The sequence below is a fragment of the Bacteroides mucinivorans genome (assembly GCF_034654355.2).
In the GTDB taxonomy this organism is placed as follows: Bacteria; Bacteroidota; Bacteroidia; order Bacteroidales; family Bacteroidaceae; genus Bacteroides; species Bacteroides nordii.
Map to the genome: position 1 here is coordinate 560,470 of NZ_CP178179.1, position 22,355 is coordinate 582,824.

Below are 22,355 nucleotides of genomic sequence, written 5' to 3' on the forward strand. Positions count from 1 at the left end.
GGATTATTTCTTTTGTGGTGTAGTACTCATCACAAATTCCAGGGTACCACCATTTAATATATCCTGATGTGTGATATAATTTTTTGTATGCTTCTTACTATTTAGCTTTATGGAGCGGATATAAATCTCATTTCCTTTTTTGCGGGGAGCTTTTATTGCAAAAGTCTTTCCGTCGGGCAGATGTATAGTAGCTTCTTCCAGCATCGGAGTACCGATTATATATTCACCACTCGCCGGGTTGACCGGGTAGAAACCAAGTGCTCCGAAAATGTACCAGGCAGACATCTCACCACAATCATCGTTTCCGGCATATCCCGAAGAAGTATCATTGTACAGGTTATTCATGATGTGCGCTACATACTTCTGTGTTTTCCAGGGTTCTCCTGCACAGGTATACAGGTAAGCTACGTGATGGCTGGGTTCATTTCCATGGGCATATTGGCCAACAAAGCCGGAGGCATTATCGTTTAGTTCACCGCTTTGATGATTGACGGTGAAGAAAGTATCCAGTTTTGCTGTGAAAGCTTTATTTCCTCCTGTCAATGTAATGAGGTCGGGTATGTTTTGCGGTACATACCAAAAGTATTGCCAGGCATTTCCTTCTGTGAAAGGATAACCACCATTGGCTCCGTATTTATAAGGATCAAATGGTTCTATCCATTCGCCCTTATCATTTTTCGATTGAAAGAATCCGGTCTCCGGATTGAATAAATTACGATAGAAAGCCGAGCGTTTCATAAAACGTTCGTAGTCATCGTTCTTTCCTAATTTTTTTGCTAACTGTGCTACACACCAGTCATCAAAAGCTTGCTCCAGAGTAATGGAAACTGATTGAGTCTGTATATTTTCGGGCATATATCCATATTTTTCCCATACCTCAAAAGGTGAGTTGGGATGAGAAATTACCGAACTGTTGTATACGGCTTCATAAGCTTTTTCTATATCGATTCCGGGTATTCCTTTCAGGATAGCATCTACAATGACGGGAATAGAGTGGTTACCTATCATACAGTAATTGTCTTGTCCCCATAATTGCCAGACAGGCAGATAGCCATAATACTCATATTGCCGTATCATGCTTTTTACGAAATCTGTGACACGATCCGCGTTGAGTAATGTATAAAGCGGATGAGCACCTCTGAATGTATCCCAAAGAGAGAACGTAGTGTAGTGTGTTTCGTTTGCAGACAGCTGCCGGGTGGTGTAATCGGCTGCCATATATTCTCCGTTTACATCACTTATTGTATTGGGTTGTATCAGGGTGTGGTATAAGGCCGTATAGAATATTGTTTTTTGCAAATCGGTACCTTGGATATTGATTTTTTCCAGTTCTTTCTCCCATAATCGGTCGGCATCAGTGGTGTACTGGTTAAAGTCCCAGTGTGAGGCTTCCTGCTTTAGATTTAACCGGGCATTATCCGTAGATACCGGAGATAAAGCTACTTTGCAAATCAACGGTTTTTCATTAAGTTTTCCAAAACGCAACATGGCATGCAGATTACTGCCATTGATGACGGGTGTGTTTTCATATCGGCGGTCACCGTCTCTCAACGACGAGGAGAGAATAGGGTTGGAAAACTCTATGTAGAAATATACTTTTCGTAGTTTGGCCCAACCTGTAATGATGCGGTATCCTTCGATAGCATGATCATTAACGATACGGATCTGAGAATTTATAATACGGCGGTTCCAGCTTCCTTTATTGGCTGAATGATCTAAGTCAATGATGAGTTGTGCTTCTTTTCCGTTAGGGTAGCTATACCGGTGGATTCCTGTTCGTGTGGTTGCCGTCAATTCAGCATTGATTCCTTCGTCTGCCAACATCACCTGGTAGTATCCGGGCTGAGCCTTTTCTGCTGTGTGGGAGAAATTCGAAGAAGTACGCCCCTCGCTTGTCGGTAAAAGTAAGAGGTCTATCAAGTCTGACGCTCCTGTTCCGCTGAGGCGGGTGTGACTGAATCCATAGATGGTCTGGTCATTGTAATCATATCCCGATGCTTGTGCCCAGTCGGGAGCTTCGCGGGTATCGGGGCTTAACTGTATCATTCCGAAAGGAACGGTGGCACCCGGGTAGTTGTTACCGGACAAGCTGCCGTGCACGGCTCCTGTTCCGATAAAAGGGTTTACGTATTGTGTGTGTTCACCGGCTTTTATAGTACCGGTAATCAGCATAAATGTAAAGATGCTGCTTAATAGTATTCGATTCATTGTGTTATGGTATAAAGAGGAGATGGAATCTCTTTCCATCTCCTCGTGATTCTGTTCTTACTGTGCTATGATTTCAATAATGCGGCTGTTTAATTTATAACCAGTGAAGAGGTCAAGGCCTACATTCATCAGATATTCACCCGAGAAAGTCTGTCCGTTTCCGTTTACTGAAGAAGAAGCACCTGGCATCAGATTAATTTCTTTCACCTGATACATTTTGTTGGCTTCCAATCCTTGTAAACGTACAGGCAGGATATGTTCGCCGTAGCGTGGGTAAACATCAAATGCGAATACGATGGCTTGATTCTTATCCTTGTTCACATACATACTTGAAGTATGGTTACTTCCGTAAGGCGAAACAAGACGATAGAGATCACCTTCCAGTATAACCGGTTTCAAGCGGTTGTATTCTGTTACAGCCTGACGACAATACACTTGTTCGTTTGGGGTAAGATCACTCATCTTGATATCAAATCCCAGTTTGCACATCATTGCTACATCCGTACGGAACTTGATGCTGGCATCTTTGTTCCAGGTAGTAACGTGGGCACACAAAGTCTTACTGGGGAATACTTGTGAGAATCCCCATTGGATAAACAGACGTTCGATAGGATCTGTGTTATCGCTGGGCCAGAATTCAGTGAAGTATTTCAATGCTTCATAATCAGAGCGTCCGCTGCCACCGGCGCATAACATCATAGGCAGATTCGGGTATTTGGCTTTTATGCGGTCGAGCACTTTGTATAAGCCTTTTACGTAGTCAATATATAGATGTGTTTGTTTTCCTTTCAAGTATGGCGAATAGATATTAGTGATAGGGCTGTTACAATCCCATTTGAAGAAAGCAAGATCCGGGTATTTAGTCATTAACTGATCCACAACACCGAATACATGATCCTGTACGGCCGGATTACTAAGATCTAATACCATTTGGTTACGGAAATAATATTCTTCACGGTTAGGCAGATGAATTACCCAATCTTTGTGTTTCTCGTAAAGTTCACTTTTGGGATTTACCATTTCAGGTTCGATCCAGATACCAAACTTAATACCGTGTTTTTTTGCTTCTGCTGTCAGACGTCCTATGCCATTAGGCAATTTATCAGCTGTTTCTATCCAGTCACCCAGTCCTTGATGGTCACTGCTGCGGGGGTACTTGTTAGCAAACCAGCCGTCGTCCAGCAGGAACATGTCCACACCTAATTTCTTGGCTTCATCCATCAAACCGATCAGTTTCTCTTCGTCGAAATCAAAATAAGTAGCTTCCCAGTTGTTTAGTAGGGTCATGCGGGTTTGGTCACCGTCTTTTACCTGATAGCGACGTGCCCAATCATGGAAATTGCGGCTGGCTTGTCCTTTTCCGTTCATACTATATGTGAAGTAGAAATCCGGTGTACGGAATATCTCGCCGGAAGGAAGGCTATACTCTGATGCGTAAGGATTGATACCGCTGATGATGCGCAACTGGTTCTTGTTGTCTACTTCAAAGGTGAAGTTGAAATTGCCTGTCCATCCCAATGTACCTACTAATACTTCGCCTGCATTCTCTTCGGAGGGTTGGTCTATGGCCAACTGGAAGAAAGGAGAAACAAACATATTGGCACGTGCTCCCAATTTGGTATCAATGACTTTTTTTCCGAAAGCCAGTTCTCGTTCCATGACGTTAGCTTCGTGTGACCAATCTCCGGCAAACTCTGTGAGGAAGTATTTGTCATGATTGAGGTGCAACAGTGAAGAAGCATACTTATGAAGCATTACCGGCTTCTTTTCACGGTGACTGATTTCGGTAAATGTTTTGATAATGTCTTCATTAGCATAAGCCACGTAGTGTAACTTCACAGTTACCGGATATTGGTCGTCAGCTAATGTAATGACAGTTTCGTTTACACCATCTGAGAGGTTCCGACTGTCGTGTGATACATATTTTAATAAGGTAGAAGGATTGCCGTCATTGTGTACAATGTGTAGTGCTGGTTCAAAGTAGTCTTCCATACCGTGGGTGAGATAGGCTTCGGTTCCTTGCGGCAGATGGTTAATGTCTGCTTCATGGTTGAGCCGTTTACCCAAATATGACTGGTAAAGACGTCCATTGTCACCTACACGGTAGATGAGGCTGGTGTTTCCGGTCTCAATTTTTATTACCGGTTTTTCGATGGCGTGGGCTATGCCTGCAAGACATAATAAACCTGCCAATAGGGTCGTTTTTAAATTCATGGTACTAAGTAGTCTTTAAATTTATGAATGAATTACGAATTAGTCTCGTCTGCAAAGTAACCCGGATTTATCCTGTTAAGGAATAGATAAAATTACTTAGAATATGGATAATCTTACTTTTGTGCCTTTTCGCATGTTCCTTTGTCCGTTCGGAAGGGTGGAACCGGGAGGTTGGAGTTGGCACTGTAAAGATTACCATCCGGACAATCGGCCCAGTTATAGCGGGCAGCTATAGGGATTGCCACATCCGGAGATTCAAGTACGATGTTTGTTTTTCCTGTTAAGGTTGCCGTTGCCGGATGGAACACTCCATCCGGTCCGGCCAGGATAAATCCTTTTATTATTTTTTCTTGTGCTTGTATTTCTGTGTTGAATGTTAGTGTTAATTTCTTTCCGGAGATGTTATAAGACTGGCAGGCTGGCATTTTGTATTCTCCCTGATGGTAAGTATTTGCCAGTGCTAAAGTAGCAAAGCGTTTAGCCACTTCTTGTTTGTTTTTAGGGTGAATGTCGTAGGATACTCCCAGATCTATGGCTACTACCATTCCCGTATTATCTACATGCAGGGCTTCTGCCTGTGCTTCCCGGAGAGCGGCCCATTGAGAGTCTGGCTGAACTTCTTGTGGTTTCAGAAAGTTTGCCAGTTGAACAAAATAGAATGGAAAGTCCGTATTCCATTGTTTTCTCCAATCGGCAATCAGTGACTGGAATAGGGGAGTATATTGTTTATCTCTTCCTACATTAGCTTCTCCCTGATACCAGATAACTCCTTTGATTGGGAATATAGTAAACGGGTGTACCATAGCATTGTACAAGACAGAAGGATAACTTGAACTTTCTAATGACATCGGTGCCGGAGGGAGATCTCCCAGAGCTATACCTATCCGGTAATTCCATATTCCTTCCAGCTTGATTTTCTGCCCGTTGGCTTCTGCAAACATATCTTTTCCTTCTCCGTGTATACCGCCTTCTCCGCCAGAGTCGGACACTCGTATAGTGATGACTCCTTTTCCTGCTTTAACCAGTTCTGCCGGGACGGTATAGTGGCGAGGAGTTGAGTATCCATATCCTTTGGCTATTTCTTTTCCATTATAATAAGTGACGTCTTCGTCGTCTATCATGCCGAGATTTAATGTTATTTCCTTGCCTTCCCAGCTTGAAGGAATCTCTATTTCCCGTTGGAACCATACTATGCCGTCTACTCCGTCTAGTCCTTTCTGTTCCCAATATCCCGGAAGTTCCATAGTCTTCCATGCCGGATCGGTCTGAAGAGAGGAGATCCACATTGGAATTCCTTTATTGAGGCCGGCATCCTTGGTTACTAATAGCTTCTGCCACTCTTTTATCTCTTGCTGATAAGCTGCGATGGCCTCTGAGTTTTCTATTTTACTTGCTTGTATCTCGAAACCTGGCACTTGTTTTAGGGAACCGATACTTGTCCATGCTTCGGCGGGAGTTCCCCCCCAGGTACAATCAATCACACCAATGGGTACATTCAGTTCTTTCCATAGTTCGCGTGCATAGAAATATGCTATGGCCGAGAATTCCGGAATGGTAGAAGAATTGCATTCCTGCCAACCTCCCATGTTCATCTCTACATTTTCTGCAGGAGTCACTGAAGTTGTTTTTTTAACTTGCAGTAAACGGATAGAAGGGTATTTTGCTTCTGCTACTTCCTGTTCATAGTTCATCACCTTTCCCCATCCGGCTACAGGCATTTCCATGTTAGATTGTCCTGAACAGAACCACACTTCTCCCGCCAGTACATTTTTTAATGTCAGGGTTTCTCCGTCAGAGATTGTTATGGTATAAGGTCCTCCTGCAGCAGGAGTGGGTATTTCTATTCTGAAAGAACCGTCAGTAGTTGCTTTTGTCGTGAACTTATTGTCATTCCAGCTGGCTTTTACTGTAACATTCTTGCCCGCTTTGGCTTTACCTGGAAGCGTTAATGTGCTGTTTTGCTGTACCACCATATTGTCGGTGAAGAATGCTGGTAATGTAACTTTTGCTTGTGCAAAACCAGTCATGCTCAAGGCCAATAAAATCAGTTTATATTTGTTCATCTCTACTTTGAGTTTTAATCGTTTGCTCAAAAGTAGGCAAAGGCAGACTATTAATAGTAGACAAACAAACCAAAAAATGAAACATTTACGGCATAGAGTACTTTTTGAGTGGTTTCGTATACATTTCTACTGTTTTTGGCTTCATTTGTGATAGTTTTAGAGGCCTTTGGGGATTATCCGGATGTTTGTTCTATCTCTTTTTACCGAAATATTTAAGGGAAAAAACAGATGTTCCTGTTTCTACAATGTTTTCAATAATTCAATTTCTTCCTCTTTTCCATAGCGTTTCAAAAGAGAGATAAACTTCTCGTCATTCTTGAATTTTGAATAAACACGAGGTACAGTCGATATTGCATTCTTTATATCAGCCCCTTTACTTAATGCCATATCTATATTCATATAAAATAGAGGAATATCGTTCTGATTTGCTTTTATTTCAGCTAAAGTAGTATAAAACACAGGCCTGTTTTTGTCTTGTTCGATGGCACTGTATATTGCTTTTTCAGCTTCTTTATAATTTCCAATTTCGTTTTGATAACAAGCAATCAGGTTATCCACTTCCGGAGATAAATAGTTCATCTCTTTCAATTCATTCAAATCCTGTAAAACTTCATTTTCTGAAAAACCGCCTATAGTAACTTTCGCTAAACAATATTGATAAAAAGCTTGAGGTGAAATATGTCTTATTGGCAATATTACTTTATAAGCCTCTTCTTGCTCTCCTTTATTGTAGAGTAACCCTGCTTTTAGTATCAGATAATAGGGTAAAGGAAGTAGTTTGATAGCTTGATTTATAGCTCTAATCCCTTTCTCTTCCATCTCGGCTTTCAAGCATTTAAGAGCAAGTAAATAATAAAACTGATCTGCTTTCGGATATTTTTTTATTGCTTCTTCTGCCAGTTGTACGCCTTCTATGGCATTTTCTGTCTGACTTATTTTATTATAAAGTCGGGCTATTTCTTTCTCATTATCAAACTTCTCTATTTCCTCTTTTGTTAAATCACCTGCTGTAATTCGGGCAAATAAATCCAGATATTCGTTTGCAATGATTTCTGATGGGCCTTTTGTTTCTTTTTCAAAACCAATTTTAAAAGTTTCGCTACACTCCAGATCTCTGTCTGAATGAATCACTACCGGAGTACTGTTCAGTTCCTTGCCGGAAGCGTAAGTCAATCCCTCAAAGTGTTTTTTAAAGTTGGCGATTAAACTCTCTTCCCGCAGGCATTCTGTAGGAGTAGAAGGATAAGGTATTCTCGTAAGAGTCAAAATAATCTCTTTTTCCTTTTTCAACATATTATTTTTTTGATTCAATACGCTGCGTACAATTCGTTGGCAACCTTCGAGATTTTCTTGATTATTGGCAGATAGAATAACTAACCGGTCAGCAAGTAAAGAGATCGTGAGGCTGGATATATCAGTTATTCCTGTACGTGTATCAATCAAAAAGTAGTCTGGCCTATATTTTTTCTCTATTTTTACCTTTAGATCCAGGAAGAAAGCGATACCTGTTGCATGCTCGCCATAAAGCAATTCATACCAGTTAATGGCAGATAGTTTTCGCCAGTACTCCGAAGATTTGGGATTGCCAGCCGGAATTAAATCTAACGAGGAAGACAAATCTTCCAAGTGATATGCATACGGTGTTATTTTTGCCGGAATTTTGTGATTAACTGCATATTCGTAGATATAATCTACAATGCCACTCTCAACCTTTCTGTCCCATTGAAAATTAGAGAACTTGGTATGTAGCCCCGGAGCTTCAAGATCGAGGTCAAGCATGATCACTTTTTTTCCAAAATCGGCGAGCCTCCTTGCTATATTCGAAAGAGCTAATGTTCTGCCAACCCCTCCTTTATACGAGTAAAACGCGATTGTTTTCATAATTATTCTTCTCCTGCTATTTGCAATATACTTCCTCTTTTCCGTATCTCATCACTTAGTTCCCACACATTCGCAGGAGTTGTCTTAAAAGCGTCCTTTTTAAAATCTTTTCGCAGTATCATACGTATCTCCAGTGCTTCCAGCAGCTGTAGAATACGCTCAAAACTGGCGCTTAAGTAGTCTGATTGTTCATAACGCTGTATTTGCTGCTCCTGGATAAACATTTCTGACGCTAACTTTTTCTGACTGATATCTGAGGCGATACGAAAACTTATGATAGCTTTGTTCATGTCATCCTTAAAAGAGTCAAATTCCAGCCATGACAAAGATTTAGAAGTTAGCTTTTCATACTCCTCCAGTTCTTTTTGTAATTTAACTAATCCTCTTTCAAAAGTGCCTAATTGCAGACGAAGTGGTATGTTATTCTCTTTTTGCAATATCTCTTTTATGTCCCATATGTTTGTGAGCAACTCTTCCAGTTGCTTCTTCATCATTGTGTATTGCTTCTTGTTTTTAATCATAATGCTTACAATTTAATCATTACAATACCCTTATCTTCATATTGCTTTGTTTTCTGGAAGTATTCTAGAATAGTTAATTCGGGCAATAAAATAGCTTTTGAGAAAGCTGAATATATTTCTCCGCCGAAATACTCTTTCTGTACCTCCGAATTACTTTCTAACAAAGACTCCAAGACATTGTTCAGAACCTGTTCCCGGTTCTCTGCTGTTGTATCCCAGCAGGCATCGTAATCGCTTGGATTTAACTTTTTAGTAACAAAACTTCCATCTAAATACAGAATATCACAATGTAGTATTCTACATTGCTCCAGTAAGAAAGACATTCCCTGCAACAATTTCTGTCGCTTCCTACTAAATCCAAACCTGTTCTTTACCTCCTCAAAAGAGGCCTCATATATACCTGGTGGCAAATAACCGTCTTCATTAAACTCTGGAATCATTCTTTTTCAGTTGAGTTACTGCAAATATACAACAAATTTGTTTGGTATCATGCATTTGAATATTTATTTTTCATAAACTATACCTGTTAATAAAACCATGACTCTCAATAAAATTACTCAGAAAATAGGCGTGGTAGGGAGTCGCTTTGGAATGAGGTAATGTATAACTACTTTAATTGTTGAATTATTTTTGATCTGATTTTCATTTCAAATGGGCAGAGATTATATGAATCCGAATAAAAGATTCTTTTTAAAACTGATTTATTAAAAGAGTGTAAGCGTTATATTATCTACTTTTTAGGAACTATGGACATTAGAACTAGTAAATGGTTTATTTACGACTGGTCTTTTCTTAGAGGTATGCTATATTTGCCGGAAACTTTGATAACTTAAAATGTTTTTATTATGATTCGATTAATGACAAAGTATGGTATGCTGGCGATAATCCTTCTGTCGGCTAGTGCTTTCCGGCAGCCTCAGAAACAAGAACTCTCTTTTATGACTTCTGACTCCCGTTTACAACAGACATTTGACTGGGCAAAAAAGATGGCTCTTGGTTATGTGGGAGCGTCGACCGACCCTGTGGGCCCCTGGTATGAAGCATCATTACCTCAGCGTGAGGCATTTTGTATGCGTGATGTATCACATCAGTGTGGTGGAGCTGAGGTGTTAGGATTAACCAAAGAAAACTTCAATATGCTGGCCAAATTTGCGCAAAACATATCAGAATCAAAAGATTGGTGTACCTATTGGGAAATTAATCGTTATGACAAACCGGCCCCGATAGATTATCGTAATGATGAAGAATTCTGGTATAACCTGAATGCTAATTTTGATGTACTGGACGCTTGTTATCGTACCTATTTATGGACGGGTGATTCGCGCTATATTAATGATAAGGCATTCCTGACATTTTATGAGAAAACTATGACTGCTTACATGGAAAGATGGCAGTTACAGGCAGATAAAATTATGGACCGTCCCCGGTTCATGAATTCTCCGGTGCCGTTTAATGCCGAAGATAACTATCATAAATGTAGAGGATTGGCATCTTATGTGGAGAATTTTGAGGGGTTGACTGTGAGTGCTGATTTACTGGCTGCAATTTATCGCGGATGTGTTTCGTATTCGAAGTTATTAAAACTGAAAGGCGATGTGAAAGCCAGTAAACGATATGCTATAATGGCTGAGGATTATGTTACATTGCTTGAAAATAAGTGGTGGGACGATTCCTGCAATTTATACAATACCTTCTTTACCGGGCTGAAAGAATTTCATAAAGGTGAAGGTGAGACGTTTATTTTATGGTTTGATATTGCTAAAGATGCAGCACGTATTCGGGCTACATTGACACATTTATTGTCGAAAGAGTGGAATGTTGAGAATTTATCTTATTTTTCTAAAATACTCTATTCTTATGCTTATAACAAGGAAGCATACAGCCAGATTACTGCGTTACCGACTATGGAACGAAGTGATTATCCGGAAGTATCTTATGGTGTAATGGAGGGTATCGTTTCCGGTATGGCAGGAATACAGGCTGATGCAAGTAAACAGCAGATACGTACATTGCCCCGGTTGACAACTGAAACAGAATGGATGCATCTGCAATATTTACCTGTTTTGGGAGGAAGCATCTCGGTACGGCATGATCATACGAATAAAACGACATTTAAGAGCCATATTGCTCAACCTGTCACTTGGAAGGCGGTTTTCCCAGGATCTTATACCAGCATTTCCTGTAATGGAAAAAGGCGGCCGGCAACTATGGAAACAGATGTATTAGGAAATGTATACTCATACGTTACGTTAGAGGTAAAACCGGAAACACAAGTTGTAGCTATCTGTGAAAAATAGAAATATCTTTTATTTCTTCTTTTTCTCAAGGCAATATACCCTTACGTCACCGGCGGGAATCTCACATTTCAATTCATTTCCTGTGGGGCTTACAGAAGTGTTGGTCCATAATTCCTTGATGCGTTTTACGTTGGCCACATTGACTCCCAGTCTGGTTAGGCTGATTGTCTCTGTGGCTTCTTTCGATGCATTATAATTGAATACAGCAAGGTAAAGCGCATTTTCTGTGTCAAGCATAAAGAACTTCTCTACACCATAAGTGCCGCTTCCCGTACTAAAGTTAACAGGCATATTACCTTCTACCGGACGAAATGAACGTCCTAATTGTGCTAATGCATTGATGCCGGCATTAAGCACTACCTTTTCCGCCTGGTCACGAACCGTCTGATTGCCTGGATAGGAGCCTTTCAAACTAAAATTGTCACCTAATAACATGGTTCCTGTCATAGCTCCTGTAGTGACGCGAATACGGCTGGCTCCTTCAGAATTACCATTCAGTACCAAATGATCGGGGTCATTGTATGGATATACACGATCCAGCCACCAACCAAACGAAAGGCTATTGAGCATATACTGGCTGTTGTCTATACTTCCCCAGGCATCGCATGAAATGCGGCGGGCGTGACCATATTGCGACGGAAATACGGGAGCAATAGAGAGATCAATAAAGAGATCATTACCACAAGCTTTGGCGAAGTAATTCATGCCATAGTTGTAGGCTTGTATGCCGGTGGTAATGTCCGGATTATAAAACTTATCGGCTTCCAATGCTGCGTTGTTGATAAAGTCTATTTTTACGTACTTGTAGCCCCAGTCTTTGAAACGTTTTATTTGCCAGTCTATACGGGCCAGCGTACCGGGATGCGTGGGGTCAAGTGCATAAGATTCTATTTTGCGACGTTTGCCGCTGGCAGTAATGATGATATCGCCATATTTGTATTTACCGTTTGTGCCTTCCACATCCCAGTTGTCTTTCTCACCTCCCCAAAAGGAGAAGGGTGTCCAGTAAATACCCGGAATCTGCCCGTTGGCTTTGCAATGAGATACGAAGTCTTTGAGCTGTTGTTCATTAAAGTTATCCCAAAAGGAGTCGAGTATCATATATACCTCTCCGTTTTCATTATGAAATCCGGCAGGTTGCAATTTATTTCTGAAATAATCTGAGATATCAATAGCACCGGTATAATTCACTTTATCGGCCATGCCTCCCCAACTTTGCCAGGCAAAAATTGTCCCTTCCTGCCAGGGTAGTGGTGGAGTGATAAGAGCTGTAGCTTCACCGATGCTCTCCATACCGGTACGCCAGTCTTTGAAAAAGCCAATGAGGATTTTGGGTGATTTGATGCGTGTACCATACAATTTTCCATGTTTATGGATAGCAGGCCCTTTTTCCGGGCGAATGTCATTAGTGCGGGCATCTGCCAGTCCGCCAAATACGGAGAGACTTTGCAGGCGGTTATTGTCCGAACTACTGTAGGTTATGCCGGTTTTCCAGTTGTCATGCTCTATCGAACCCAGGCAGAGTCCCTGGCGGCTGGTGGCATCATAGAGGGCTGTTACTTCACAAGAAACAGAACTGGTGTTCCAGGGATTGGCGGAGTAACCACGGAAACTATCATTGTCGAAGGGGACATCCAACAGCCGATTGTCACCATCGGCAGGCAGGAATGTGCTACTGGTATTACTCATAATCGGAGCTATCCAGTTACAGCTTGTTCGTTGATCTGATGTGAGATAGGCTTCTGTCAACAGATAATTGCGTGTGGGATAAAAGTAGAACACTTGTTCCAGGTTTTCTTTACCAGGCCGGCCGGAATAGACATATGTATATTTTTTGCCTTTACCGAATGTGTCCGAGATATTCTCCCGTTTCAAAGTAGCAATGGGATAATCGGAACTTTTCAAGACCTCTCCACTGGCATTGATTGCCTGTACGAAGGCCTCCTTTAGCAGTGTTGTTTCCTGGTAGAGATAATCTACTGTTTGTGTGTGTTTATTGAATGTAATTCTCCACTTTCCGTTCTTGATATCAAGATTTCCTGCAAGCAAAGTTTGTGCCATAAGGCACAAGCTGCTTGCAAGTAGAAAGCATTTAAATCCGCAGATTTTCATTTTGATTCTTATTTTTTACTCTCGTCTTTGGCTTTAAATGCCAATGCATAAAGCCGCATTTGCTTTACCATTGAGAGTAAACCGTTGCTACGAGTGGGCGATAGATGTTCTTTTAAGCCTATTTTATCGATAAAATAAAGGTCTGCATTTAAAATTTCATCCGGTGTATGTCCCGAAAGAACTTTTATAAGCAGAGCAATGATACCTTTTACAATCAGCGCGTCACTTTCCGCTTTGAATATCATTTTACCATTTACTTCATCAGCTTGTAGCCATACGCGGCTTTGGCAACCTTCAATCAGATTCTGTTCCGTTTTGTATTTCTCTTCAAGCGGTTCTTGTTCATTTCCTAAATCGATAAGCAACTGGTAACGATCCATCCAGTCATCGAAGTCGCTGAATTCAGCTATCACTTCGTCTTGTAATTCATTAATTGACATGAGTATATCTATTTACATGGCACGTTGTGCACATATTATTTTTCGTTATAAATTACTTCCATCACTGTTTGCCCTACGGCTTTGAGAGTGTTACGGTTGATGTTGTCCATGTCATCTTTCAATGTGTGCCACGTCGGGTCAAAAGAGTATTCTCCTTCCGGGTCACAGGGAACGATGTCAATTGTTTTGATTCCTGCTATTTTATTGATAAACAGATGATCGTCCGTTGCTCCACCGTTAACTTCATTGATAAAAAACTTTCCATATCCCAGTGCATTGGCTTTTTTCCATACTTTCTGATTAATGTCTTTGGCGTATTTTTCAGAATAAGCTTCGCGGTAGAAAGTGGGTTGTTGTCCGCCTACCATGTCAAGTAGAATTCCGAAACGGGCGTTGTAACCCTGTACGTGAGGATTGTGTGCCCAATATTGTGCACCCAGGCACCAGGCATCTTCTTTGTGGGCGCCCGTATAAGATTGATGTGTACCGTAGTCTTCAGCATCAAGGAAGATAATGTCGACTCCCAGTTCCGGCTGTTGTTTCTGCATCTGACGGGCTATTTCGAGTAATACTCCTACACCGCTGGCACCATCGTTTGCTCCCAGAATGGGGGTGTGATGATTCTTGGGGTCCGGGTCATTGTCAGCCCAGGGACGGCTGTCCCAATGTGCAAAGAGAGCTATACGTTTTTTACTTTCCGGTTTGTAGGCCCCAATGATATTACGGGCTTTTAGCAATGTACCGTCATAGGCGATAAGATCGGCATATTGGCTGGTTACTTTGGCTCCGAATTTTTCCAGTTGTGATGCAAGGTAGTTACCGCAGGCAACGTGTTCTTTACTGTTGGGCACACGTGGTCCGAAGTCAACCTGTGATTTTACGTATTGATAGGCGCTGTCTGCATCAAACTGAGGCGTCTGGACTGCTGCAACTTCCTCAACCGTTTCACTTGCCTTATTCTTGTTTCCGCAAGAAGAAAGAGAAAGAGTGGAAAAGAGTAATAGACCGGCCAGTAACATGGTATAATTCCTTTTCATTTTAGATAACTGTTTTTATTGTACAGGCAAAAGTAATGATTTTCACTATAGCTTGCTCCGGAAGCCATGGTTTATTAACAAATGAACTTCAATTCAACTGATTTTTTACCTACTGTAAACTCTACTTCTGCCCCATTGATCAGTGGCAGGTTATTGGTAACATGCCCCACCGGGAAATTGAAACAGACCGGGTAGTCATATTCCTGTACGAGATCGGCCAGCGCGGCATATAGTACTTTTCCCAGTGAACGGTCTTCTTCATATTCGGTGAATTGTCCGATAATAAGTCCGGAAAGTTTTTCGAGCACTCCGCCCAACTTCAGATTGTACATCATACGCTCTATGGCATGAGGACGTTCGCTGACATCTTCAATAAAAAGAATTGTTCCTTCTGCCGGTATATCATAAGGTGTACCCCGTAAACCATGAAAAACAGCCATATTGCCCCCACGGAGAACACCGCGTGCTGTTCCTAACTTATTCAGTATATGCCTTCTGTTGCAATATTCAGGTAGTTTGCCGCTAAGAATATTTTTCAGATGTAATGTGCAGGGATCATCCTCCGGTTCTACAGTAAGATGACGTGCCATCGGCGCGTGCAAAGAAGCAAAACCATTGAATTGTATAAGATTGTGGAGTGCAGTAATGTCACTGAACCCTATTACCCATTTGGGATGTTCACGAAAAAGAGTAAAGTCGAGTTTCTCAATGAGATGTATAGCCCCGTATCCACCCCGACTGCAAAAAATAGCTTTTATTTCCGGATTGTCTATCGATTCCTGAAAATCTTTTAATCGTTGTTTGATGGTTCCTGCGTATCTACCCGACGAAGCCCCTGCATATTTACCTGTTACAACTTTTAATCCCCAGGATTCCAACCGTTTTTTGGCTCCTTTAAGGAACGACTTATCTATTTTACTTGATGGAGATACGATGGCGACTTTGTCACCTTCACTTAAATAAGGAGGTAGAATCAGGCTATTCATACGCATTTGTTGTTTTTTGCAAATGTACATATTCAACACATTGTAGCATAAAGTTTAACGAATTTTATTCCCTGCGTGACAAAATGTTACGCGTATACGTTATTTTTATACTTTACTATGCTGTATTTTTCAATCATTTTTCTGATATTTGCTAAAAATCTAACGTTATGGAACCTATTAGAAATTTCGATCAGCTGACATCTCATTTGAAAACGTTGAATAGACGGAAGAGGATTGCAGTAGTTTGTGCCAATGATGCCAATACAGAATATGCTATAGCCCGTGCTCTTGAAGAAGGAATTGCTGAATTTCTGATGATCGGAGATTCGGCGATACTTGAGAAGTATCCTACTTTAAAGAAATATCCCGAATTGGTAAAAACCATCCATGTTGAAAATTCGGATGAGGCTGCCCGTGAGGCTGTACGTATTGTTCGTGAAGGTGGAGCAGATATTCTGATGAAAGGGATTATTAATACGGATAACCTACTTCATGCCATTCTCGACAAGGAAAAAGGACTGTTGCCTAAAGGGAAAGTATTGACTCATCTTGCTGTGATGCAGATTCCGACCTATAATAAATTACTGTTTTTTTCTGATGCGGCCGTTATTCCCCGTCCTACTTTGCAACAACGTATTGAAATGATCTGGTATGCCATTCATACTTGTCATTCTTTTGGGATTGAACAGCCACGTATCTCTCTTATCCATTGTACGGAGAAAGTCAGTGCCAAGTTTCCCCATTCGTTAGATTATGTGAATATTGTGGAGTTGGCAGAGGCCGGTGAGTTCGGTAATGTTATTATTGATGGTCCGTTGGATGTCCGTACTTCCTGTGAACAGGCAAGTGGTAATATAAAGGGGATTGTTTCACCTATCAACGGGCAGGCAGATGTTTTGATATTCCCTAATATTGAGTCTGGTAATACTTTTTATAAGTCAGTGTCTCTTTTTGCCAATGCAGATATGGCAGGTTTGCTGCAAGGTCCTGTTTGTCCGGTGGTATTGCCTTCACGCAGTGATTCCGGTTTGTCAAAATATTATAGCATGGCTATGGCATGCCTTACTTGTAAATAAGATGTATTATGAAGATACTCGCCATTAATCCCGGTTCTACTTCGACGAAAATTGCCGTTTTTGAGGATGAAACTCCGTTGTTGGTTCGTAACATTCGTCATACGGTAGACGAGTTGGCTACCTTTCCACAGGTGACCGATCAGTTTGATTTTCGTAAATCTCTTGTACTTACGGAACTGGAGAAGGAAGGAATTCCTTTCCAGTTTGATGCCATTATCGGCCGTGGAGGACTGGTAAAACCAATTCCCGGAGGTGTATACGAAGTTAATGAGGCTATGCGGCTTGATACTCTTCATGCTATGCGTACGCATGCCTGCAACCTGGGATGTCTTATTGCGGCAGAGTTGGCTTCTATGCTTCCCGGTTGTCGTGCTTTCATTGCTGATCCCGGTGTGGTGGACGAAATGGATGAAATACCTCATATCACAGGATCGCCTCTTATGCCTCGTGTTACGATCTGGCATGCATTGAACCAGCGTGCTATTGCCCGTCGCTATGCCCGCGAACACGATACGAGATACGAAAATCTGAATCTTGTTATTTGTCATCTGGGCGGAGGTATTTCTATTGGTGCCCACGATCATGGGCGTGCTATAGACGTAAATAATGCGCTTGATGGTGAAGGACCGTTTTCGCCTGAGCGTGCAGGAACTCTTCCGGCCGGGCAATTGATAGACTTATGTTATAGTGGACGTTTTACGAAAGATGAATTAAAAAAACGTATCTCCGGTCGTGCCGGTCTGACAGCACATTTGGGTACGACGGATGTTCCTGCTATTGTAGCTTCTATAGAGAATGGAGATAAGAAGGCGGAGTTGATATTGAATGCAATGATTTATCAGGTGGCCAAGAGTATTGGTGCGGCTGCCGTAGCTCTTTATGGTAAAGTAGATGCAATACTATTGACGGGAGGGATTGCCCATTCCGATTATGTCGTTTCCCGTTTGAAAGAACGTATCTCTTTTCTTGCTCCAGTGTATGTCTATCCGGGTGAAGATGAACTGGAAGCTCTGGCGCAGAATGCATTAGGAGCTTTGCGAGGAGAATTGCCTATTGCTGAATATAAATGATACAGGTTGGGCGTATAGAGAACAGCGATATTTTATTGTAATAATAGTATAGAATACTTTGCTTAAGATGTGAAGTTTGCTATGAAAACATCCGGATGTTGTGCATCACAACATCCGGATGTTTTATATAAGAACATGGGGATGTTTTTGTTGTAAAAGTGTACTTTTATCTACAATAAGAAAGTACGGTAATGATTAGAAGTATTACCGTGGTTTGTTCTATTGATCCGTAGTATAACTTGTAGGCTAAGCCTATGAGAAGTACTCTAACTTATTATAGAATAAGGAGCAAAGTATTCCCAGCTTTACTCTCTGTAATCTTCTTTTTTCAATTTAAGCTAATTAGTATAGCTTTGGGAGGCTTCGATATTGTTTTATTATTAGCATCAACCGTTATGGTGTGTCTGAGACTTACGTATTCTTATTATAAATAAACAGGAATTCGGCCTGTGATTCTACTTCTGAGAATAATAGGCTCATTATCAGATTATAACAAGGAATACTAACATTGTACGTTGTGATTAGTTATTTTCGCTGTAAACTTGAAATATAATGAACAAAAGAAGGAAAAGAGTAATCTTTATAGTAGGTAATATTTGCTTGAATGCTAAACTTTTTAGGCATAAATATCCTTTCAAAGAAATTTTTCTCATATCTTTGTAATGTGTTAAGTTAATAAATTGATTAAGGTCGATTTTTGACTGTTTCGAATCGGAAAGTATGGGGGTACTTTCCGATTCTCTTTTTCAGAGAGAATCGGACTTTCTATAATATTTCATGTACGCTCTGATTGTTGATTTGATAAGTAAGCCAGTAGTTTTTCTGAATGATTTATTAATGGAAATGCCGGAATTTTCGGTTATTATTCTTTGGGAAGTGTTTTTAGAGAAAAACAAACTTATTAATAAAAAAAATGGCTGAACTACAATAAGTTCAGCCATTTTTTATCTTATAAAAAGCAATGCTTTGTTATTTCTTTTCCGGTTTTGGAAGTAATACTTTTCTGGACAGCTTAAATTTGCCAGTTTTAGGATCAACATCCATTAGTTTCACTTCAATCTCGTCACCTTCTTTGATTCCGGCTTCTTCTACTGTTTCCAGACGTTTCCAGTCGATTTCAGAGATGTGGAGCAATCCGTCTTTACCCGGTAGGAATTCAACGAATGCACCATAAGGCATAATAGAACGAACTTTACCTTTGTATACTTCACCAACTTCGGGTACAGCAACGATGCCTTTGATGATACGCATAGCGTCGTCAATGCTTTTCTTGTTTGTTCCGGCTATTTCGATACGGCCTACTCCGTCTGTTTCTTCGATGGTGATAGTAGCACCTGTATCTTCCTGCATACCCTGAATGATCTTTCCGCCCGGGCCAATGATAGCTCCGATGAATTCTTTCGGAATAGTCATTGTTTCAATACGTGGAGCATGGTCTTTCAGCTCAGTGCGAGGTTCGTTAATAGTCTCAAGCATTTTGCCGAGGATATGCATACGTCCTTCTTTTGCCTGATTCAATGCACGTTCAAGGATATCAAATGACAAACCGTCTACTTTAATATCCATCTGCGTAGCAGTGATACCGTTTTCAGTTCCGGTTACTTTGAAGTCCATATCTCCCAAGTGGTCTTCATCACCAAGGATATCCGAAAGTACTGCATATTTGTCTTCACCTGCATTCTTGATTAATCCCATAGCGATACCAGATACCGGTTTTTTGATCTTTACACCAGCGTCCATCAGTGCCAATGTTCCGGCACAAACAGTAGCCATGGAAGAAGAACCGTTGGATTCGAGGATATCAGAAACGACACGAACTACGTAAGGATAATCTGTAGGGATCATACCTTTTAATGCACGCCATGCCAAGTGTCCGTGACCAATTTCACGACGTCCTACACCACGCTGTGCTTTTGCTTCTCCTGTAGAGAAAGGAGGGAAATTATAATGCAATAAGAAACGCTCTTTTCCGTGAACCAGTACATCGTCTATAGTTTTTTCATCGAGTTTGGTTCCAAGTGTAACAGATGTCAGTGACTGAGTTTCTCCACGAGTAAAGATAGCTGATCCGTGAGGTCCCGGCAATGGATTGACTTCGCTCCAGATAGGGCGAATCTCGTTTGTCTTACGTCCGTCCAGACGTTTACCTTCGTCCAGAATGCAACGACGCATAGCTTCTTTTTCTACATCATGGTAGTAACGGTCGATCAATGCACTTTTCTCAGCCAGTTCTTCTTCAGTAAACTGAGCTTTGAATTCGTCACGGATAGCATCGAAAGCTTCCTGACGTTCGTGCTTGTTTCTGTTTCCGGAAGCTGCAATAGCATATGATTTGTCATAGCAAGCCTCGCGAACAGCCTTACGAAGTTCTTCATCGTTTTCTTCGTGTGAGTATTCACGTTTTACAGTTTTACCAACTTCCTGAGTTAGTTCCATCTGTGCTTTACAATGAATCTTAATAGCTTCGTGAGCTACTTTCATTGCTTCCAGCAGTTCAGCTTCTGATACTTCGTGCATTTCGCCTTCTACCATCATGATGTTTTCATAAGTAGCGGCAACCATGAGGTCCATATCTGCTTGTTCAAGCTGGTCGAAAGTAGGATTGATAACGAACTTACCATCAATACGTGCTACACGTACTTCTGAAATCGGTCCGTTGAATGGAATATCTGATACAGCAAGTGCTGCTGAAGCGGCAAGTCCTGCCAATGCATCGGGCATGTCAACACCATCTGCTGAGAACAGGATAATATTTACATAAACTTCTGCGTGATAATTATCGGGGAATAGGGGGCGGAGAGCACGGTCTACTAAGCGGCAAGTAAGAATCTCATAATCGGAAGCTCTTCCTTCTCTTTTTGTAAAACCACCAGGAAAGCGGCCAAATGCTGCAAATTTTTCTTTGTACTCTACCTGAAGCGGCATAAAATCTGTTCCGGGAACTGCATCTTTAGCGGCACAAACAGTAGCAAGTAACATGGTGTTACCCATGCGAAGCATTACAGAACCGTCTGCCTGTTTTGCCAGCTTTCCCGTTTCGAGCGTGATGGTTCTGCCATCTCCCAGCTCGATCGTCTTAACAATTGGGTTGATCATAAAAATTGTTTTATCTATATTTTCTTTCAAAATTCCTGCAAAGATATATATTTATCGTTCTAATATCGTGGGAATGAGATAAAAAGTTATTGCTTATTTGGTTTTTTTTCAAAAAAAGGGTGAAGAACAGAACAAAATGCTTTGACGAGTCTCGAAAAGAACTATATTTGCAGTTCGAAAAATAACATGCATAGATATGAAAAAAATAACTTTTGTAGCACTTGCTGCCTTAGCTTTGAGCTCTTGTAATTCCGGCCCCCAGTTTAAAGTGAATGGGGTGGTTTCGGATGCCAATGGTAAAATGCTTTATCTGGAATCATCAGCTCTTGAGGGTATTATACCTTTGGATTCAGTGAAGTTGAAGGGGAATGGTTCGTTCAGTTTTCGGCAAGCTCGTCCGGAATCTCCTGAGTTTTACCGGTTGCGTGTAGACGACAAAGTTATTAATTTTTCAGTTGATTCAACAGAGACCATTGAGATAAAGGCGCCTTATGTTGATTTTGCTGCTTCCTATACGGTAGAAGGCTCTGAAAACAGTCAGAAAATTAAAGAGTTAAGTTTGAAGCAGGCTCATTTGCAGAATCAAGTGAATGTGTTACTGGCAGCTGCCCGTTCCAATAAATTGGGGCATGATGTTTTTGAAGATAGTTTGTCTGTGTTGCTCAAGAATTATAAGGACGACGTGAAAGTAAACTATATTTTTGCTGCTCCCAATACAGCTGCTGCTTATTTTGCATTGTTTCAGAAGTTGAATGACTATCTTATTTTCGATCCATTGAATAGTAAAGACGATATTAAGTGTTTTGCGGCGGTGGCTACCAGTTTGAATAATTCCTATCCTCATGCTATCCGTTCCAAGAATCTGTATAACATTGTTATAAAGGGCATGAAGAATACGCGTGCTCCTAAGCAGAAAACGATTGAAATACCTGAGGATAAGATAGCCGAAACCGGCGTAATTGATATTAGTTTGCGGGATATAAAAGGAAATGTTCGTAAACTCAGCGAACTAAAGGGGAAGGTTGTCTTGCTGGATTTTTCTGTTTATCAGACTCAGGCAGGTGCTCCCCACAATCTGATGTTGCGTGAGCTTTATAATAAATATGCAAATCAGGGATTTGAAATTTATCAGGTGTCTTTGGATGCAGATGAGCATTTCTGGAAAACATCAGCCGACAATCTGCCTTGGGTTTGTGTGCGTGACGGTAATGGAATATATTCCAGTGTTGCTGCGTTATACAATGTTCGTCAGGTGCCTGCTCTCTTTCTTGTGAACCGGAATAATGAACTGAGTGCACGTGGTGAAGATGTAAAAGACCTGGATAGTGCGATCAAATCATTGCTTTAAGTTGTT

General features: G+C 41.1%; 15 protein-coding genes. 4 read left to right on the top strand and 11 right to left on the bottom strand.

Annotated elements, in window-relative coordinates; genetic code table 11:
* Window positions 1-3: 3 nt before the first annotated feature.
* The 6 genes from VCM39_RS01850 to VCM39_RS01875 all read right to left on the bottom strand — a co-directional run bounded on the left by VCM39_RS01850 (window position 4) and on the right by VCM39_RS01875 (window position 9,327).
* The gene (locus tag VCM39_RS01850) at window positions 4-2,208 is read right to left on the bottom strand and encodes a GH92 family glycosyl hydrolase (RefSeq protein WP_322934023.1); all 2,205 of its coding nucleotides are present in this window, start codon (window positions 2,206-2,208) and stop codon (window positions 4-6) included.
* 57 nt (window positions 2,209-2,265) lie between these two features.
* Entirely contained in the window at window positions 2,266-4,422 is a 2,157-nt protein-coding gene (locus VCM39_RS01855) for an alpha-galactosidase (protein ID WP_289290757.1), read from the bottom strand.
* A 113-nt stretch (window positions 4,423-4,535) separates the two neighbouring features.
* Complete coding sequence (locus VCM39_RS01860) at window positions 4,536-6,485, bottom strand: sialate O-acetylesterase (protein ID WP_322934024.1); 1,950 nt, start codon at window positions 6,483-6,485, stop codon at window positions 4,536-4,538.
* A gap of 240 nt (window positions 6,486-6,725) precedes the next feature.
* Window positions 6,726-8,366 carry a KGGVGR-motif variant AAA ATPase gene (locus VCM39_RS01865; RefSeq protein ID WP_322934025.1) on the bottom strand — a complete coding sequence of 547 codons (1,641 nt, stop codon included), beginning with the start codon at window positions 8,364-8,366 and terminating at the stop codon, window positions 6,726-6,728.
* Between the two features lie 2 nt (window positions 8,367-8,368).
* Complete coding sequence (locus VCM39_RS01870) at window positions 8,369-8,887, bottom strand: helix-turn-helix domain-containing protein (protein ID WP_221649179.1); 519 nt, start codon at window positions 8,885-8,887, stop codon at window positions 8,369-8,371.
* Window positions 8,888-8,892: 5 nt separating this feature from the next.
* Window positions 8,893-9,327 (bottom strand): DUF6932 family protein, encoded by a 435-nt coding sequence (locus tag VCM39_RS01875; protein ID WP_122201767.1) that lies wholly within the window; start codon window positions 9,325-9,327, stop codon window positions 8,893-8,895.
* A gap of 405 nt (window positions 9,328-9,732) precedes the next feature.
* Here VCM39_RS01875 and VCM39_RS01880 point away from each other — a divergent pair, with 405 nt between their 5' ends.
* The gene (locus tag VCM39_RS01880; protein ID WP_221649180.1) at window positions 9,733-11,184 is read left to right on the top strand and encodes a hypothetical protein; all 1,452 of its coding nucleotides are present in this window, start codon (window positions 9,733-9,735) and stop codon (window positions 11,182-11,184) included.
* A 9-nt stretch (window positions 11,185-11,193) separates the two neighbouring features.
* Here VCM39_RS01880 and VCM39_RS01885 read toward each other — a convergent pair whose 3' ends face one another.
* From VCM39_RS01885 to VCM39_RS01900, 4 genes are all read right to left on the bottom strand, one after another.
* Window positions 11,194-13,245, bottom strand: coding sequence for a hypothetical protein (locus VCM39_RS01885; RefSeq protein WP_322934026.1), 2,052 nt, complete (start codon window positions 13,243-13,245; stop codon window positions 11,194-11,196).
* 59 nt (window positions 13,246-13,304) lie between these two features.
* Entirely contained in the window at window positions 13,305-13,736 is a 432-nt protein-coding gene (locus tag VCM39_RS01890; protein WP_221649182.1) for a SufE family protein, read from the bottom strand.
* 35 nt (window positions 13,737-13,771) lie between these two features.
* Window positions 13,772-14,773 (bottom strand): M20 family metallopeptidase, encoded by a 1,002-nt coding sequence (locus VCM39_RS01895; RefSeq protein WP_221649183.1) that lies wholly within the window; start codon window positions 14,771-14,773, stop codon window positions 13,772-13,774.
* A 74-nt stretch (window positions 14,774-14,847) separates the two neighbouring features.
* A complete protein-coding gene (locus VCM39_RS01900; RefSeq protein ID WP_322934027.1) occupies window positions 14,848-15,759 on the bottom strand; it encodes an LD-carboxypeptidase in 912 nt (303 codons plus the stop codon).
* A gap of 167 nt (window positions 15,760-15,926) precedes the next feature.
* Here VCM39_RS01900 and VCM39_RS01905 point away from each other — a divergent pair, with 167 nt between their 5' ends.
* Complete coding sequence (locus VCM39_RS01905; protein ID WP_221649185.1) at window positions 15,927-16,835, top strand: phosphate acyltransferase; 909 nt, start codon at window positions 15,927-15,929, stop codon at window positions 16,833-16,835.
* A gap of 8 nt (window positions 16,836-16,843) precedes the next feature.
* Window positions 16,844-17,905 carry a butyrate kinase gene (gene buk / locus VCM39_RS01910; RefSeq protein ID WP_221649186.1) on the top strand — a complete coding sequence of 354 codons (1,062 nt, stop codon included), beginning with the start codon at window positions 16,844-16,846 and terminating at the stop codon, window positions 17,903-17,905.
* A 969-nt stretch (window positions 17,906-18,874) separates the two neighbouring features.
* Here the strand turns inward: buk and pnp are convergent.
* A complete protein-coding gene (pnp, locus tag VCM39_RS01915; RefSeq protein WP_221649187.1) occupies window positions 18,875-21,001 on the bottom strand; it encodes a polyribonucleotide nucleotidyltransferase in 2,127 nt (708 codons plus the stop codon).
* Window positions 21,002-21,197: 196 nt separating this feature from the next.
* Here pnp and VCM39_RS01920 point away from each other — a divergent pair, with 196 nt between their 5' ends.
* The gene (locus VCM39_RS01920; protein WP_221649188.1) at window positions 21,198-22,349 is read left to right on the top strand and encodes a thioredoxin-like domain-containing protein; all 1,152 of its coding nucleotides are present in this window, start codon (window positions 21,198-21,200) and stop codon (window positions 22,347-22,349) included.
* Window positions 22,350-22,355 lie beyond the last annotated feature (6 nt).